A 15,956-nucleotide genomic window follows, 5' to 3' on the forward strand; every position below is an offset into this window, starting at 1 on the left:
GAGAATGCCCACCCTGGGCAATCCACTATTACGCCAACTGAAACGCCGGATGCTCGCGCAACGCGGTGACGCAGTAGTCGACAAAGCTGCGCACGCGCATCGACGCATGACGACCTTCGCGGTAAACCACATACACCGGCTGCGGCGGCAACTCGAAGGAAGGCAACAGGCGCTGCAACTGGCCGCTCGCCAGGTGTTCGTGCAGGGGGTAACTCAAGGCTCGAATCACGCCAGCCCCCTGCACCGCCGCATTGATCGCACCTTGGACAGTGGCGCAACGCAGCCGGGCGCGAGCCTTGAGGGTGTAATGCGGGAAATCCCAGTGCACCGGGTCGGCGCTGGCAATCAGATGATGCTGCTTGAGGTCGGCCGGATGTCGGGGTTCGCCCCGGTTCGCCAAGTAAGCGGGGCTGGCGCAAAGGACAGTGCCCACCTGCCCGACCTGCCGCGCAATCAGCGACGAACTGGGCAATTCGCCGACCAGCACCGCCACATCCAGCCCTTCTACGTGCAGGTTAGGGAAATAATCGTGGTAGCGCGCGATGACACGCACCGCCGGGTAGCGATCCGCATAGCCGGCCAACAACGGCGCCATGACATAGCGGCTGAACAGCAACGGCAGGAATATCCGCAGGTCGCCCTGGGCCTGCACATGCAAACCGTTGGCCGAAGCCTCGGCCGCGTCCACCGCTGCCAGCAGACGCACACAGTCGGCAAGGTAAGCCTGGCCTGCATCGGTCAGGCTGACCCCACGGGTGCTGCGTTGCAGCAAAACCACGCGCAGGCGTGCCTCAAGGCGCGCAACCGCTCGTACCAGCGTCGGGCCGGAGACCTGCGCATGGCGCGCCGCCGACGCCAGGCTGGGTTGCCCGGCCAGCGCGGCAAACAGCTGCATATCGCGAAAACGCTCCATCAGGCGCGCTGCTTCGTCGCCGCGTTCAGGGCCGGGTCCTGCCCGAGGCGATGGCTGAGGAAATCCACAAACGTATTGACCTTGGCCGGTATGCGGCCGTTTTGCTGGAACACCACGTGGATCGGCAGCGGCGCCGGTTCGAAATCCTCCAGCACCAGCTCCAGCTCACCCGCCGCCACCGCTGCCGCGACTTGGTAAGACAGCACCCGCGTCATGCCCCAGCCCAGGCGGGCCAGGTTGATCGCGGCATTGTTGGCGGTGACCACCAGGCGTGGCTCGATCGGTACCTTCAGCGGCTGGCCGGCGTCGATGAATGTCCACTCACTGACCAGTTGGCTGGACGATGAGGTGACGAGCTTGGCCTCACGCAACTGCTCGGGGCGCTGGGGCCGCCCGTGTTGGTCAAGATAAGCCGGCGATGCGCACACCACCCGGCGTACTTCGCCGACCTTGATCGCTTGCTGCAAGGATGGCTGCAGGTGGCCGATACGCACCGCCACGTCAACACCTTCGTCGGTCATATTGACCACCCTATCGACCAGCAAGGCGTTGATACTCACCAAGGGAAAACGGTCCAAATAATCCCCCAGTACCGGCGCCACATACAACTCGCCAAACAGTACCGGTGCGGTCACCGTCAACTGGCCGCCCGGGATGGAGTAACTGCCCGCCGCTGCTTCCTCGGCTTCGTCCAGCTCGGCAAGGATGCGTCGGCAGTCTTCCAGGTAACGCTGGCCGGCTTCGGTCAAGTGCAGGCTGCGGGTGGTGCGCGCCAGCAACTGGGTGCCGATGCGTTGTTCCATGGCGGCAATGGCGCGGGTCACGCTGGGCGGCGACGTGTTCAGGCGCCGGGCGGCAGCCGCGAAGCCCTCCTCCTCGGCCACGGCCAGGAACACCTGCATTTCATGAAATCGGTCCATCGGTGCCCCTTGGTTGTTATTGCGATTGCAGCCCCACCGCCGTGCGCGGCATGCCAACGAAACCCGGCAGTGCTTCGATGCTAGCGAGCCAGGCGCGCACCTTAGGGTAGTCGGCCAGGGACACATTGCCTTCCGGCGCGTGGGCCACATAGGTGTAGAAGGCGATATCGGCAATGCTGGGCTGCTCACTGGCGAGGAAACGGCTCTGGCTCAGTTGCTGCTCCATCACGCTCAGCAAGGCATGGGCACGGTTGATTGCGCCGACAGTGTCCACCTCGGCGCCAAACACCGTGGCCAAGCGCGCCGTGGCAGGCCCGGCATGGAGTGGGCCGGCGGCGGCCGAGAGCCAACGCTGCACCTTGGCTTGCCCGACAAGGTCGCTCGGCAGCCATTGGCCGCTGCCATAGGTGCTGGCCAGGTAAATCAGGATCGCATTGGAGTCGGCCAGTACCATGCCGCCGTCATCAATCACCGGCACCTGGCCAAAGCTGTTCAGGGTGGTGAGGAACTCAGGCGTTTTATGCGCGCCTTGCTTGAGGTCCACCAGGATAAATTCACTCGCCAGCCCCAGCAGGGACAACATCAGCTCGACCCGGTGGGAGTGGCCGGACAGGGGAAAACCATAGAGTTTGATCGCAGGCTGGGTCATGACAGGCTCCAAATGAGTGGGTATCGACGCCAGGGATGTTCTACCGCTGCCCTGTCTGGCGGAATGACCAGGATTCACAATCCAGCATTTCATCCAGCGAAACAATCTTCATTGACGTCATGCCAAGACGGGCGCGAGGATTTCACGAAAAAATTCAAACTATCGCCGCCCCCATCGTTCACACCTTCACGTGCAACGTTAAGTAGGAGGCAACATGCAGTATCGACAAATGGGTCATTCCGGCCTGCTGGTATCGGAAATCATCCTTGGCACCGTCCCTTTTGGCGGTCGCGCAGAATTTGAAAAATGCGGTGCGGTGGATGTGCCCCTGGCCAAGCGCATGTTCGATATGGCGTTCGACGCCGGGGTGAATATGGTCGACACCGCTGATCTCTATTCCCACGGCCTGGCCGAAGAAGTGGTGGGCAAGGCGCTGGGCGACAAGCGTCACGACATTCTGCTAGCCACCAAGGGCCGCAGCCCGGTGGACGACAACCCCAACAACTCCGGCTCATCGCGCTACCACTTGATCCGCGCGTGCGAAGCCAGCCTCAAGCGCCTGGGTACCGACCACATCGACTTGTACCAACTGCACAACTGGGACGGCATGACGCCAATCGAAGAGACCCTGGAAGCCCTGCGCCTGTTGGTGGGTTCGGGCAAGATCCGCTATTTCGGCACCAGCAACTTCACCGCCTGGCAGATGATGAAAACCCTGGGCAAGGCTGAACTGCACGGCATGCTCAAGCCGATTACCCAGCAGATCTACTACACCCCGGAATCCCGCGAGGCCGAGTACGAGTTGCTGCCGTTGGCCCTGGACCAGCAGGTCGGCACTTTGGTGTGGGGCCCGATGGGCGAAGGCTTGCTGACCGGCACAACCCGACGCGGGCACAAGCCACCGGCCAATACCCGCCAGGGCAGCGGTTGGCCGGAACCCTACGTCCACGACCAGGAACGTGCGCTGGACATTATCGAGACCCTCGCCGCCGTCGGCGATGAACACGGCGTCTCGGTCGCCCGCACCTGCCTGGCCTGGCTCAAGGATCGCCCGGGGATCACCTCGCTGATTGTCGGCGCCCGTACTGAAGCACACCTGCGCGATAACCTGGCGGCCACCGAACTGAAACTCACCGACGAGCAGTCGGCGCGCATCGAAGCCGTCACTCGCCGTCAGCCGTTGTACCCCTACTGGCACCGCTTCACCGCCGGGATTGATCGTTTTGATCCAGCGGAGCAACCCTTCCTGGCCGAGCATCAAAAAACCCTGGCTGCGCGCCAGGACAAATAAAACAGCACCTGCCCCAATGTCGATGAATTAAGCGAACGCAATCCCCAAAGCAACGAAAATCCTATGTGGGAGCTGCGCTTGACTGAGTGGCATTGGGGCAAGCCCACATTTTCAGGGTTGCACCGAACGGCAATGCTGCCTATATTTCCCGCCTGGCGCTCTCTACGCCACCTTCCGCGGAAAGGGCTGCGCCCAAGACATCCCAGCTCCACCACATTTCTACGACTCCCAACCTTGAAGCGGAAAAGGTTTGTGCAAGGAGCTCGTATGTCGCAACGCCCTTTGGCCTCCTCTACCAATGGCCGCCTCAACCTTGAGCAGCAGCGCAAGCGCGCCAAGGAACTGTTGTCGCACCTGAAAAAACTAGACCCCAGCGCCACCTTGGCCCAGGCCCAATGGCAGGTCGCCAGGCAATTGGGTTTTGCCAGTTGGCCCAAGCTCAAGGCGCATATCGATGCCCTGGACTTTGCTGCGCGCCACCCCGGTTTCGAGGCCAGCGACGAGGCACGTACTCACCATTGGCGCTGTGGCAATGACATTGCCCACAGCTTGCAGGTGGCTGGGTTCAAGGGCCGCTTCCAGATGCTCAGCGACCCACTGTGCATGGGCCCCGTACGCAATCTTCCCAGCGCCGAATTCCGCCGCCTGCGCAGCGCTTTTATCAGCCAGACTTTTGCCTTGACCCCTGCTGATGTAAACCTGCGCGTTGACGGGGAATACACCCAATTGGACGCACTGGCCGGCGCCGAACATAGCGTGTTGTGGTGTGAAGCGGATGCCTATGACCAATTGTTCCTGATTCGCGCACTCTCAAGTCTTGAACGCACGCCGAAAAAACTTGAGCTGATCGAGGTCGACCGCATACCGGGCGTCGAACGGTTTATCGGGATCGGGCAACTGGCGCCCGACGTGCTTGCCTGGCTATGGCCGCAGCGACGCTTGATCGACGACACGGCGGTGCACCTGGCCAAACAAGCCTGGTCGGCTTATTGCGACTCCTCGCCGACCAAGCTGGCAGAACTGGCCCGTACCGCTCACCCGAGCCTGCCGCTGCTTGCACCGGCGCTACGCCGCCAATTGCAGGAGTTGCCAGGAATTGAGGATGGCCTCTCACTGACCGAGCGCTTGGCGCTGAGGTATATCGCCGAAAGCGGGCCAGTGGCGTTTGCCCGGGTCTTCGCAGAGTTGATGGCCAGGCGCGAACCCCTGCCGTTCCTTGGCGACCTGATGTTTCATGCGCTGATGCGGCCGTTGATCGATGGCGAGCAGCCGTTGCTGGTGGAAACAGAGAGGGATCAACCATGGCCTAAGCGCCCCTTGGCGTTGACGCCACTGGGGCAGGCTGTATTGAACGGCGACACCAACTGGATGGACCACGCCAGCCATGAGCGTTGGGTCGGCGGTGTGTGCCTCAGGCCTCGGCAGCCCCATTGGCGAATGGGCAATCACCACATGCCCACCTGGGGTGAAGCCTGGCTTTAAGACGATTGCGAAACGGCAACGAGCCGCGAGCATCGCAAGTGATTAGACTGGCGTGCTGACCACGCCACCACGCTCTTCGAGACCCAGCCCATGCGCAACCTGTTCTTTGCCAGCCTCTGCTTGCTCACCACCGCCCTCGCAGGCTGCCAGCAACACCCGCCGGCCAATGACCAACTCGACGCCGTGCTCTGGACCCAGACGTCCATCGAGCACGAACTGATCTACCGCCAGCTCTTCGCCAATGCCACCCGTCAACTGGACGTCGCCCTGGCCGACCCGAGCTGGGACGCCCTGCCTTTTGCCCCACGCAACCTGGCCGGCCTGCCCCCGGCGGTGGTGGTGGATATCGACGAAACGCTGTTGGACAACGTGCCCCTCAACGCCCGCGACATCATCAACAATCAGGTCTATTCCTATGATCGCTGGAACACCTGGGTCGAGCAGGCCAAGGCCCAGGCACTGCCAGGCTCGGTGGCGTTCCTGCAGGCGGCCCGGCAAAAAGGCATCCAGGTTTACTACCTCACCAACCGAGAACACAGCCAGGTCGCGGCCACCGCCAAAAACCTGCGTTTGCGCGGATTTCCGATTGAGAGCGACGCACAGATCCTGGCGGCCAGCACCCCCACCGGCCACTGCGAAAGCGCGGGCTACGGCAAGAACTGCCGCCGCCAATGGGTCGCCAACCATGCCCGCGTGCTGTTGATGGCCGGAGACTCCCTGGGCGATTTCGTGCAGGCCGAGCACAACACCCTGGATGCACAGCGCAAGGCCGTCGAACCCTATGTGAATTGGCTGGGCCAGCGTTGGTTCCTGCTGCCCAACCCGAGCTACGGCAACTGGTACAGCGCACCGTATGGGGATGATGAGAGCTTGCCGTTTGCGCAGAAACGCAGGCTCAAGCAGCAGGCGTTGCTGTTGCAGCAATAGGGTGACGCCCTGCCGTGATGATCGTTCCCACGCTCTGCGTGGGAATACATCCTGTGACGCTCCGCGTCACGTTGTGCAGATGGGACGCGGAGCGTCCAGGGCGGCATTCCCACGCAGAGCGTGGGAACGATCAATGTAGGAGAGGGCTTATTGGGCGGGTCGCAACAACTGCATCTGCTGGCGATAATCATCCGTCACCTGCCGCGCCTGGCTGCTGCTGGTAATCACCCTCGGCGTAATCAGCACAATCAGCTCCGTGCGGTCCTTGGACTTGCCGGTATTGCCAAACAACCAGCGCAACCCCGGAATCTTCGCCAGGTAAGGCACGGCACTGACGCTCTCAGCGTTGTCCTGCTTGATCAATCCGCCGAGCAATACTGTCTGGCCACTCTGCACCGCCACCTGGGTGGACACCGAGCGCGTGGAGATGCGCGGGTTCACCGGCGTCTCACTGTTCCCCGTCGGGTTCTGGGCATCACTGACCTGTTGCTGGATATCCATGTACACCAGCCCACCCGGATTGATGCGCGGCACCACATCCAGGATCACCCCGGTCTGTACATATTCGACACTGCTCAAGGTGGTGTCGGCGTCCCCGGTATTGACGGTGGTCTGGCTGATGGGAATGTTGTCCCCCACCTGGATCTGCGCCGGCTGGTTGTTCATCACCACCAGCGATGGCGCCGATAGCACCTGGGTGCGGCCGTTGGTCTCCAGGGCGTGCAGGGCCACTTGCAGGTTGGAACTGACGAAGGAGTAGAACAACGAGTCCGCCGCCCCCAGCCCTGCCCCGCCACCGCCCAAGGCGCCTTGGCTGCCGGAAGCATTGGCCACCGTGGTGCTGGTGGAATTGCCGGCCAGGCGGCCCAGGTACCACTGCACCCCCAGGTCCAGTTCGCCGGTGAGCTTGACCTCCAGGATGCGCGTCTCGATCTGCACTTGCAGCGGTGGGTTGTCGAGGCGTTTGATCGCCGCTTCGATCTCTTTCCATTGCGCCGGGCGGGTGCGTACCAGCAGTTGGTTGCTGCTCTTTTGCGCGGTGATGCGCGTGCCCGCTTCGAGGTCGCTGGTGGGCGATGCCTGGGTGTTTTCGGCAGGCTCGGATTCAGGTTCTTCGGCTGCGGGCACCGGGGCGCTCGCCTGCAAACCGGCACTGGTGGACGAGGACAGGGTGGTGGTACGCAAGCCCGGTGCTACCTTCGCCGGGGCGTCATCCTTGATCGCGCCATTACCGTAGATCTGCCGCAGGTACTTGGCGAGGTCGGCGGCCTTCATATTGCGCACGTCGTACACATACATCTGCGGCTCGTTACCGCCGCCCTCGTCGATGGTGCGGATCCAGTCGCCCACTTCGCTGAGGTACTGGGGCTGGGAAGAAATCGCCACCACCGAGTTGGTGCGCTCGACCGGCAAGAACCGCAGCATGCCGGCCAGGGGTGTGCCACTGTCCGCGCCGAACATGGCTTGCAGCTCGGGCATCAGCTCGGCCACCGAGGCGCGTTGCAGGCCGAACACCGCCACCGACATGCCCTTGAGCCAGTCCACGTCGAAGGTGTCGATGGTGTCCTGGTAGTTGGCCAGTTCGTCGGGCGTGCCGGCCAGGCTCAGGACATTACGCGCCGGGTCGACCAACAAAAAAGCGTTTTCACGGGCGAAGGGTTTGAGCAGTTTCTGCATCTCGGTGGCCGAGATATAGCGCAGTGAAAACAGACGTGCCGAGAGGCCGCTGGCCGGTTGCGCCACGCGCATCTGCGGCACCAGCTTGCCCGCCACTGCCTGGTTGGCCGGCAGGATCACATAGCGGTTGCCCTGCTTGATCATGGCGTTGTCGGTCCAGGACAGCAGGGTTTCGAGAATCGACAGCGCCTGCTGTTTGTCCACGGGTTTGGAGGTGGAGAAGCTGACAGTGCCCTTCACGCCCTCGGCGATGCTGTAGTTCTCGTGCAACAGGTCGCCCATCACGCTGTTGATCACGGCCTCGATGGGCTGGTCGGCGAAGTTGAACACGATGTCGCCCCCCTGCTGCGGCACGTTTGCCGGCGCTGCGGGCTGGCGCACAAACGCTTGATTGCCACGAATCAGCTGGCGCTGCGGCGGAGCCTGGGTGGCAGGTGGAGGGCTTTCGGCCACAGGCGCCTGAAGCGCCGGGCGTTGTGCGCCGGTGCCCTGCAGGGCCTCGTGCAGCAGGTCGTCGTTCGGGTCGAGGGTGTCGGGCAAAGAGCCACAGCCGCTCAGGGAGACGGCGGTAGCCAGGCAAAACAGCGAAGTGCGCATATCAATCAAGGGAGAGACTCGCGGGGATGTGAGATCAGGGGTAACCGCTTACCGTAGAGGCTCAGGGTCTGGGTGCGCCCGTCCAGGGCAAAACGAGCGTATTGCGGGGTCAGGTGTTCCAGGCGCCAGCCGTTGGGCAACGCCTGGCCCAAGCGCACCGTGAGCGTTGGGCCACCGGCTTGCTTGAGCATGGCCATTTGCAGGTTGCCGGTGATCATGATGCCACTGAGGGTCAGGTTGGCCAGGCTCGCCACCTGGGTTTTACCCACCTCCCGGTCCGGGCGGCGATCCGGGCTGAACAGCGGCGCTTGCCAGGTACCGGCAAGGTCTCGCAACGCCGGCGTGGGAGCGGCCTGCACCTGGAACGAGGGAGGCGCGTGCACCGGCGCATCGGGTAACCACCGGGGGGCGTCGCCGATGCTGCTGAGGATCATCGCCATCAACAGCCCCAAGAGCCCGGCCAAGCCGAGCCAGCCCCATTCAAGAGGACGCAATGGGCCGATCATGGTGCCACCCGCGCCGGTTGCAGGTAGCCGCGCACCAGCAGTTGCACCGCCAGCTTGCCTGCCCCACCACTGGCTGGCGCCTGTTTGTCGCGACGAATATGCAGCTCATCGACGAACAGAAAAGGCGGCTGATATTCCAGCCCATGCAGGATCGCGGTCAGCGGTTCGATCGCGCAATTGAGCGTGAGGCTGACCTTGACCTGACGATAGGGCTCGCTGTCGTTTTGTTCAGGCGTGATCGGCTTGCGCTGGGTGAGGTTGCAGCCGCCGCCGAGGTTGGCGTGGCTGTTGATCAGGTCGGCAAGACGCTGCATCAGGTCGGCGGCGACCACGTCCGGGTCGTCCCCTGGCAACAGGCTGGCGCTGCTGGCCGGGTCTTGCTGTGCCTGCGCCAGCTGTTCGCGCAAGGCATCGCCCTGGCGTATGACGCTGGCATAGCGCTGCTGCTGTTCACGCAACTGTTCGGCCTGTTCACCCATGGCCCGCAGCGGCCCGGCGAACCAGCTGTCGATCAACAGCCAATAGGCCGCGCCGAGCACCAACGCCAGGGTCAACAAGGCGGCGCCGCGGCGTTCACGGCGTGTGAGGGGTCGGCGCATCGGCGGCCTCCTGGCGTAGGTGGGCACGCAAGGCAAACTGGTCCTTGCCGGTACGTGCGTCGGGTTGGATCACCCCTTCGAACTGTGCGTTGTCCAAGCGCTGGCAGCCTTTGATGCGGCTGATCAGGCCACTGGCCTTGGCGCTCTGGCCGGAAAAGCTCACCTCGCCGTCCTTGACGTCCAATTGGTCGAGCCAGGTGTCGGCGGGCAGACAGTTGGTCAAGTCATTCAGTAGGCCGGCCAGGGGGGGTTGCGCCCGTTTGCGCTGGGACAGGTACTGCGCCGCACCACGGGTGTTGAGCAGTTGCTGGCGCAGGGCGTGCACCTGCGCGACCTCGGCTTTTTGCTGTTGAACAGTGGCGTGCATGCTGTCGAGTACCCGCTGGCGATCGTTGAGCCACAACAGCATCGCCGCAATCAGCAACGCGCCGCACAACCACGGCAGGCTGCGCTGCAATTGCTTGCCGGCAGAACGTGAGCGCGGGCGCAACGGCGCGGGCAGCAGGTCGATACCCAGGCCCGCCGCGTCCACACGGTGTGGGTAAAGGCCGAGGGCGGCACAGTCAGTGAGGACCTGGTCCAGGCGCTCGCGCAGGATCGCCACCACCCTCACCTCCAGGTGGCTGGGCATGCGCTGCTCCAGGCGGGCGACAAAGTAGAGCTGCTCGGCGTTGAACGGGGTATAGCGGTCCAGTTCATAGCCAACCACCTCCACGAGGTTGCGCGCGGCAGCCAGAGGCAGTTGCACGCTTTGCTGCAACACAGCATCAGGAGCAAGCATCAGCACCTGGCGCGCATTGCCTGGCACCACCGGTGCCGTGAGCGGCCAGTGATGAACGTGCTCGGGCGGGTCCTGGAACGCCAGCCACTTCGGCACACAGCCGCGTAACTCTGTGAGCCACAGGCGCCAGCCTTGTTGCAGCAGGCTGCCGCGCCAATAGCGGGCAATTGGTTCGAGTTGAATCATTCTTGCCACCGCACCACCCGATAGGGCTGTGCGCTGTCCTCCGCAGGGCTTAATAAAAGGGTCAGTCGCAGGCGTGCCTGATAGCCGCCGGGGCGCTCGGCGCGGCTGTCGATTTCCACGACCTGGCCGGGGTCGACGCCCTCGGCGTCCTGGCGTGGCAGGTTCAGCGCCTTGCGCATCAAGGGGCTGGCGAATGCCGAAGCGGGCCGGTCGAGGTCGCTCCACAAGGTAATTTCCGGCAGTAGTTCGCTGTAGAGCGCCTGGGTCATGCCGGGAAGTTGACGCACTTGCTCCAGTACCCGAAACGGCGCCAGGCCCTTATGGCGCCGCGTCTCAAGGGCCTTGGCCAACTGCTGGGCCTGAACCGGTGTGGCGCCGCAGGCCAGGGCCAGGCGCGTGAGGTCTTGGGGGGCAGCGTTGACCAGGTACAACTTGCCACGCTCACTGCGCAGACTGACCTGCAAGCGGGCGTCGTCGAAGGTCAGCGCCATAGAACGCCCGTCCGCCACCCACTGCCCTTGCGCCATGACCTGTGCGATACCGGCCTGGGCGGCCAATAGTGTCTGGGTATGCTGGCGCAGCCACAGCGCCTGGCGACTTTGCAGTTGCACCCACCCGGCCAGGCCACCCAGCAATACGCTGAGCAAGGCCAGCACCCACAACACCAGCAACAGGGCCGCACCGCGTTGGCGCTTCATTCTTCGCTGCTCGCGCTGGACAGGTTCAGGCGCAGCGCAACCACCTGGGCGACCCATGGCACCGGCCCGTCGACGGAGGCGTCGATGCGCACCGCTGTGGGCAGGCGCCGGGGCCAGGGCCACGGGCTCAACCAGTCGGTGGGCTGGCCCAGTGGCGAGACACCGCGATAGCTGAACTGCAGCGCCTCGACGTTGTGCAAAAGTACCTGCGGCTCATCGCGCTGCGCGTTGGCGTGGGAGGCCCTCTGCGAAAAAGCCACCTGCAGATCCTGCCCGACCCGTTGCAGGGTAAAGCGCTGGATCCCCCCGCCCAATACACCGGGCAAGGTCGCCACAAATTGCAGACGCTCAGGCGTGCCGATAAAAAAACCTTCGGCCTGGCTGTCATCGCCAGTGAGCTTTAGCGGCAGCGCCTCGCTGATCGAGGTGCGCAAAAACTGTTGGGCGGCGCGCATTTCATCCAGGCTGACGGTGTAGGCCTGTGCCTTGGCCACCGCCCGATTGGCCCCCAGCAACGCTGCGCTCACCAGCAGCAACAACACCGACAGCAGGCTGAGCACCACGAGCACTTCCAGCAAGGTGAAACCCTGCTCACGGCGCTTCACAGGCGCGCCTTCAAAGTGCTGAAGTGCGCCTGATGCGCGCCTTCACGCACGTTCAGGTCAAGACGAAACAGGTGCGGCTGTTGGCGGGTGCTGGTCAGTTGCCAATGGATGCCGTCGAGTTGGCCTTGGCGGGTTCCTTCAATCAGCGGGCCGGCAGCTTCCTGGTCCAGCAGCGTGAGCGCGGCATGGGTAAGGCGGTCACTGCGGGCCACCTGGGACAAGGCGCGCGCGCTCTGGCCGAAGGCAACCAGCAACACGCTGCTGCACACCGCCATCAACGTCAGGGCGGCGAGCATTTCCAGTAAGGTGAAGCCGGCCTGGTGCTTCATGGCAGCGCCTTGGATTGCACACTGCCGGTGAGCCAGCCAATATCGATGCGCCAACGCCGGCTGCCGTTGGCCAGCAGCAGGTTGCCGCCGGTAGAACTGCCGTCGGGATAGAACACCACGGCGGACCCTGCCTGCTCGGCACTGTGCAAGGTCACTTGCACCTGCGCTGGCCACTGCTGTGACGCACGCCCTGAAGCCTGGAATGTGCGGCCCTGGAGGTCAAACCGAGTGTGCGTCGCCTGGCCGCTGACGATGGCGCTCGCGCGCGTGGCGCGCAGCGCCTCGACCATCTGCGCGACCACCCGCCGCTCCTTGGCCACCTGCAGCCCTTGCCGTACACCCAGCCCCAACAAACCCGCCGCAATGCCGATCAATAGGATGACCACCAGCATCTCCAGCAGGGTAAAGCCTCGCTGGGCCACGGGCGGGTTATTCCCAGTTGCCCAGGTCGGCACTGTAGCCCTCGCCGCCGGGTTGGCCGTCCTGGCCGTAGAAGATCAGGTCGAAGGCGCCGTGCTCACCGGGGAAGCGATAGCCAAACCCGTGGCCGAACGGGTCTTTCAGCTCCGAAGGCTTGGCGTAGGGGCCGGCCCAGTTCGAAGCACTGGCCGGCTTGTCGAGCAGCTGTTGCAGGTTGTTGGGCGGCGCGCCCACGTCCAGGGCGTAGCTGTCGATCTTCATGCTCAAACTGGCCAGTTGCGCCTTGCCCGCGCCGTACTTGCCCTTGTCCACATTGCCACCGACCTGGCGCACCACAATGGTCGCGACAATGCCCAGCAGCACGATCACCGCCAGCATTTCCAAAAGGGTGAAGCCGCCTTGGCGGTGTCGGGTTTTCATCGGTTCTGCCCCTTGAAAGTTCATATATGGCTGGTGAGGCTCATCAGCGGCAGCATGATCGCCAGCATGATCACCGCCACCAGCACCGCCATGACCACGGTCAGGGTCGGCACCATTGCCGCGAGCAAGCGTTCGATGGCGCGCTTGGCCTCGACGTCGAAGATGTCGGCAACCTTGAGCAGCATGCTGTCCAGTTCGCCGGCCTGTTCACCGACTTCGATCATGTGCAGCGCCAGCTCCGGTAGCAGCGGCTGGCGACCGAACGCATCGGCCAGCGTACCGCCGCCCTTGACCCGTTGCGCTGCCAGCGCCACTTGCGCCTGGAGCGCACGGTTGCTGCAGACTTGCCGGGCGATCACCAGCGCGGGCAGCAGCGCCACGCCATTGCTGAGCAACGTGCCGAGGGTGCGGGTCAGGCGGGCGGCTTGCACCCGTTGCAACAGCGGGCCGATCACGCGGATGCCCAGCAGGTGACGGTCGTAACGCTCACGGCGCAGGGGGGCGCGCAGGCGCGCCGCCAGGATCCACCCACTGATCGACAACCCGGCCAGCACCACCAGGCCATAGGCACCGAGGAACTCGCCGAGCGCCAGGATCACCTGGGTGATCAGTGGAATCGGCACGCCAAGGTCCTGAAAAATCGGCACGAATTGCGGCACCACATAGGCCAGCAACAGCGCCAGGGAACCCAGTACACCCACCACCAGGAACGCCGGGTAGATCAGCGCATTGATCACCTCGCCGCGCAGTAACTGGCTGCGCTCCAGGTAGTCGCTGAGCTGGCGCAAGGTGCCCTCCAGCGCCCCGCCGGCCTCACCGGCGCGCACCATGCTCAGGTACAGCGGGGAAAACGTGCCGCCCTCCTCCTCCAGCGCCGCCGACAGCGGTTTGCCGGCCTTGACCTGGTCGCGAATGCGCTCGATCAAGGCCTGCACCTGGGGATGGCGGGCTTGCTTGAGCAACAGGTTTAAAGCGCGTTCGAGGGGCTGGCCGGCGCCCAGTAGCGTGGCCAATTGCTGGGTGAAACTCACCAGCGCTACGCCCTTCAACTGCCCACGTGCCTGGCGCAACAAGGGGCCGCTGGCCGTTTCGATGTGCAGCAACAACCACCCGCGCTGATGCAAGACGGCGACAGCGGCCGCTTGGTCAATGGCCTGCAACGTGCCGCTCTGGGCCACGCCCTGGCTGTCCAGGGCGCGGAACTTGAACAGGCTCACGCGTCATCTCCGCGGGTGACGCGCAGCACTTCTTCCAGGGAGGTGACACCGGCCAGGGCCTGGCGCAAACCGTCTTCATACAAGGTGCGCAAACCGGCGCGGCGGGCGGCGTGCTCGAGGCTGGCGGCGTCGGCGTGGCCCATCAGCAAGCCACGCAACTCATCGTTCATCACCAACAATTCAGTGAGGGCGCTGCGGCCGTGATAGTCACCGCGGTAAAGCAGGATCGGACGCTGCTCGGTCAGGCGATCCAGGCCATGCTCCTTGATCAATTCCGCTGGGGCCTGGAAGGCTACTCGCGTGGCCGGGTCCAGGCGCCGCACCAGGCGCTGGGCGAGAATACCGCTGACCGTGGAGGCAATAAGGTAGCTTTCCACGCCCATGTCCAGCAAGCGCGTGATACTCGCCGCAGCGCTGTTGGTGTGCAGGGTCGAGAGGACCAGATGGCCAGTGAGTGACGATTGGACGGCAATGCGGCAGGTTTCCAGGTCGCGGATTTCGCCGATCATGATCACGTCCGGGTCCTGGCGCACGATGGCGCGCAGCGCTCCGGCAAAGTCCAGGCCGATGGCCGGCTTGACCTGGATCTGGTTAATCCCTTCAAGCTGATATTCCACCGGGTCTTCCACGGTGATGATCTTGCGTTCAGCGGTATTGAGCTGCGACAACGCGGTATAGAGCGTGGTGGTTTTGCCCGAGCCCGTAGGCCCGGTGACCAACAGGATGCCGTGGGGCCGCGCCAATAGATCCTGGAAGGCCGCCAGGCGCGGGCCATCAAAGCCCAGGCTGGGGAAATCGAATTGCACGGTTTGCCGGTCCAACAGGCGCATCACCACCGACTCGCCGAAGCTAGTGGGCACCGTGGACACCCGCAGATCCAGCGCCTTGCCCTGGATGCGCAGCATGATGCGCCCGTCCTGGGGCAGGCGTCGTTCGGCGATGTCCAGGCGCGCCATTATCTTCACCCGCGAGATCACCGCCGCCGACGAACTGGCAGGCGGTGCTTCGGCGTCGTGCAGCACGCCGTCGATGCGGTAGCGCACCTTGAGTTGGTTTTCGAAGGGTTCGATATGGATATCCGAGGCGCGCTGTTCCACGGCGCGCTGCAGGATCAGATTGACCAGGCGAATCACTGGCGCTTCGGAGGCCATGTCCTTGAGGTGTTCGATGTCTTCCAGCACGCCGCCCTGCTCATCGAGGTTTTCGATCAGGCTGCCCATGGCGGAACGGCCCTGGCCGTAATAGCGCTCGATCAGCGTGTCGACTTCATTACGCGAACCGACGGCCAGCCAGACCGGCACCTCACAGGCATACGCCAGGGCCTGGAACGGATACCACTGCGCCGGGTTGGCGGCCATTACACGCAACCCGCCCTGATGCCACCCCATGGGCACGACCTGGTAATGACGCATAAAGCGCTCGGTAAGCACGGGAAGCGGGTCGAGCAACGGTGGCGCCGCGTCGGCCAGCAGCAGTGGCGCATTCAGCAAATCGGCCCAGGCGCGAGCCAGTTCGACCTCGGACACCAGGCCCAGGCGCGTGAGTAAACCGAGCAGGTCGCCAGGCTCAGTGGATAAACGCTGGGCGCGTTCCAGATCAGCGATTTTGAGCCCGGCGTGCTGCATCAGCCACGCGCACACCTGGTCGGTATGCGGGATCTGCATTTTGCAAGCATCGATGGGCGCTGACGACATCATTGAGGAATATCTAACGTTGCGAAAAGTATGGCTATTTAGAAC

General features: G+C 63.8%; 17 protein-coding genes. 3 read left to right on the top strand and 14 right to left on the bottom strand.

The annotated features are described in order from the left end of the window. Nucleotides 1-28: 28 nt before the first annotated feature. The 3 genes from BMH52_RS20695 to BMH52_RS20705 are packed head-to-tail and all read right to left on the bottom strand — an operon-like array spanning nucleotide 29 to nucleotide 2,482. Nucleotides 29-913, bottom strand: coding sequence for a LysR family transcriptional regulator (locus BMH52_RS20695; RefSeq protein ID WP_073844904.1), 885 nt, complete (start codon nucleotides 911-913; stop codon nucleotides 29-31). Next, nucleotides 913-1,833, bottom strand: coding sequence for a LysR family transcriptional regulator (locus BMH52_RS20700; RefSeq protein WP_073844906.1), 921 nt, complete (start codon nucleotides 1,831-1,833; stop codon nucleotides 913-915). Before BMH52_RS20700 ends, BMH52_RS20695 begins: the two co-directional genes overlap by 1 nt. A 16-nt stretch (nucleotides 1,834-1,849) precedes the next feature. Further along, entirely contained in the window at nucleotides 1,850-2,482 is a 633-nt protein-coding gene (locus BMH52_RS20705; protein WP_019821152.1) for a glutathione S-transferase family protein, read from the bottom strand. 214 nt (nucleotides 2,483-2,696) lie between these two features. On the opposite strand from BMH52_RS20705, the gene BMH52_RS20710 reads away from it, so the two are divergent. The 3 genes from BMH52_RS20710 to BMH52_RS20720 all read left to right on the top strand — a co-directional run bounded on the left by BMH52_RS20710 (nucleotide 2,697) and on the right by BMH52_RS20720 (nucleotide 6,182). Then, nucleotides 2,697-3,773, top strand: coding sequence for an aldo/keto reductase (locus BMH52_RS20710; protein WP_073844908.1), 1,077 nt, complete (start codon nucleotides 2,697-2,699; stop codon nucleotides 3,771-3,773). A 267-nt stretch (nucleotides 3,774-4,040) separates the two neighbouring features. Further along, entirely contained in the window at nucleotides 4,041-5,255 is a 1,215-nt protein-coding gene (locus BMH52_RS20715) for a DUF1835 domain-containing protein (protein ID WP_073452980.1), read from the top strand. A 90-nt stretch (nucleotides 5,256-5,345) separates the two neighbouring features. Beyond that, complete coding sequence (locus BMH52_RS20720) at nucleotides 5,346-6,182, top strand: 5'-nucleotidase, lipoprotein e(P4) family (protein ID WP_072433816.1); 837 nt, start codon at nucleotides 5,346-5,348, stop codon at nucleotides 6,180-6,182. A 147-nt stretch (nucleotides 6,183-6,329) separates the two neighbouring features. Here BMH52_RS20720 and gspD read toward each other — a convergent pair whose 3' ends face one another. Genes gspD through gspE form a run of 11 tightly spaced genes read right to left on the bottom strand, consistent with a single transcriptional unit; the run spans nucleotide 6,330 to nucleotide 15,881 of the window. Then, a complete protein-coding gene (gene gspD, locus BMH52_RS20725) occupies nucleotides 6,330-8,456 on the bottom strand; it encodes a type II secretion system secretin GspD (RefSeq protein WP_072433815.1) in 2,127 nt (708 codons plus the stop codon). A gap of 5 nt (nucleotides 8,457-8,461) precedes the next feature. Further along, on the bottom strand, nucleotides 8,462-8,962 hold the full coding sequence (locus tag BMH52_RS20730) for a general secretion pathway protein GspN (RefSeq protein WP_032902000.1): 501 nt from the start codon (nucleotides 8,960-8,962) through the stop codon (nucleotides 8,462-8,464). Further along, nucleotides 8,959-9,561: a type II secretion system protein GspM gene (gene gspM / locus BMH52_RS20735; protein WP_032902001.1), complete on the bottom strand. Its 603-nt coding sequence runs from the start codon at nucleotides 9,559-9,561 to the stop codon at nucleotides 8,959-8,961. The genes BMH52_RS20730 and gspM overlap by 4 nt, the downstream gene beginning before the upstream one ends. After that, a complete protein-coding gene (locus BMH52_RS20740) occupies nucleotides 9,536-10,528 on the bottom strand; it encodes a PilN domain-containing protein (RefSeq protein ID WP_072433814.1) in 993 nt (330 codons plus the stop codon). Before BMH52_RS20740 ends, gspM begins: the two co-directional genes overlap by 26 nt. Continuing rightward, nucleotides 10,525-11,226 (bottom strand): hypothetical protein, encoded by a 702-nt coding sequence (locus BMH52_RS20745; RefSeq protein WP_014719112.1) that lies wholly within the window; start codon nucleotides 11,224-11,226, stop codon nucleotides 10,525-10,527. Before BMH52_RS20745 ends, BMH52_RS20740 begins: the two co-directional genes overlap by 4 nt. Then, nucleotides 11,223-11,831 (bottom strand): prepilin-type N-terminal cleavage/methylation domain-containing protein, encoded by a 609-nt coding sequence (locus BMH52_RS20750; RefSeq protein ID WP_072433813.1) that lies wholly within the window; start codon nucleotides 11,829-11,831, stop codon nucleotides 11,223-11,225. Before BMH52_RS20750 ends, BMH52_RS20745 begins: the two co-directional genes overlap by 4 nt. Further along, on the bottom strand, nucleotides 11,828-12,160 hold the full coding sequence (locus BMH52_RS20755; protein ID WP_014719114.1) for a type II secretion system protein: 333 nt from the start codon (nucleotides 12,158-12,160) through the stop codon (nucleotides 11,828-11,830). The genes BMH52_RS20750 and BMH52_RS20755 overlap by 4 nt, the downstream gene beginning before the upstream one ends. After that, nucleotides 12,157-12,582 carry a GspH/FimT family pseudopilin gene (locus BMH52_RS20760; protein ID WP_072433812.1) on the bottom strand — a complete coding sequence of 142 codons (426 nt, stop codon included), beginning with the start codon at nucleotides 12,580-12,582 and terminating at the stop codon, nucleotides 12,157-12,159. Before BMH52_RS20760 ends, BMH52_RS20755 begins: the two co-directional genes overlap by 4 nt. A gap of 7 nt (nucleotides 12,583-12,589) precedes the next feature. Further along, nucleotides 12,590-13,000 carry a type II secretion system major pseudopilin GspG gene (gene gspG, locus BMH52_RS20765; RefSeq protein ID WP_019821138.1) on the bottom strand — a complete coding sequence of 137 codons (411 nt, stop codon included), beginning with the start codon at nucleotides 12,998-13,000 and terminating at the stop codon, nucleotides 12,590-12,592. A gap of 20 nt (nucleotides 13,001-13,020) precedes the next feature. Further along, nucleotides 13,021-14,217: a type II secretion system inner membrane protein GspF gene (gene gspF / locus BMH52_RS20770; RefSeq protein ID WP_072433811.1), complete on the bottom strand. Its 1,197-nt coding sequence runs from the start codon at nucleotides 14,215-14,217 to the stop codon at nucleotides 13,021-13,023. Then, the gene (gspE, locus tag BMH52_RS20775; protein WP_256575811.1) at nucleotides 14,214-15,881 is read right to left on the bottom strand and encodes a type II secretion system ATPase GspE; all 1,668 of its coding nucleotides are present in this window, start codon (nucleotides 15,879-15,881) and stop codon (nucleotides 14,214-14,216) included. Before gspE ends, gspF begins: the two co-directional genes overlap by 4 nt. Between the last annotated feature and the right edge of the window lie 75 nt (nucleotides 15,882-15,956).

Origin of the sequence: Pseudomonas sp. BTN1, from assembly GCF_001907715.1 — a bacterium.
Taxonomy (GTDB): domain Bacteria; phylum Pseudomonadota; class Gammaproteobacteria; order Pseudomonadales; family Pseudomonadaceae; genus Aquipseudomonas; species Aquipseudomonas paracarnis.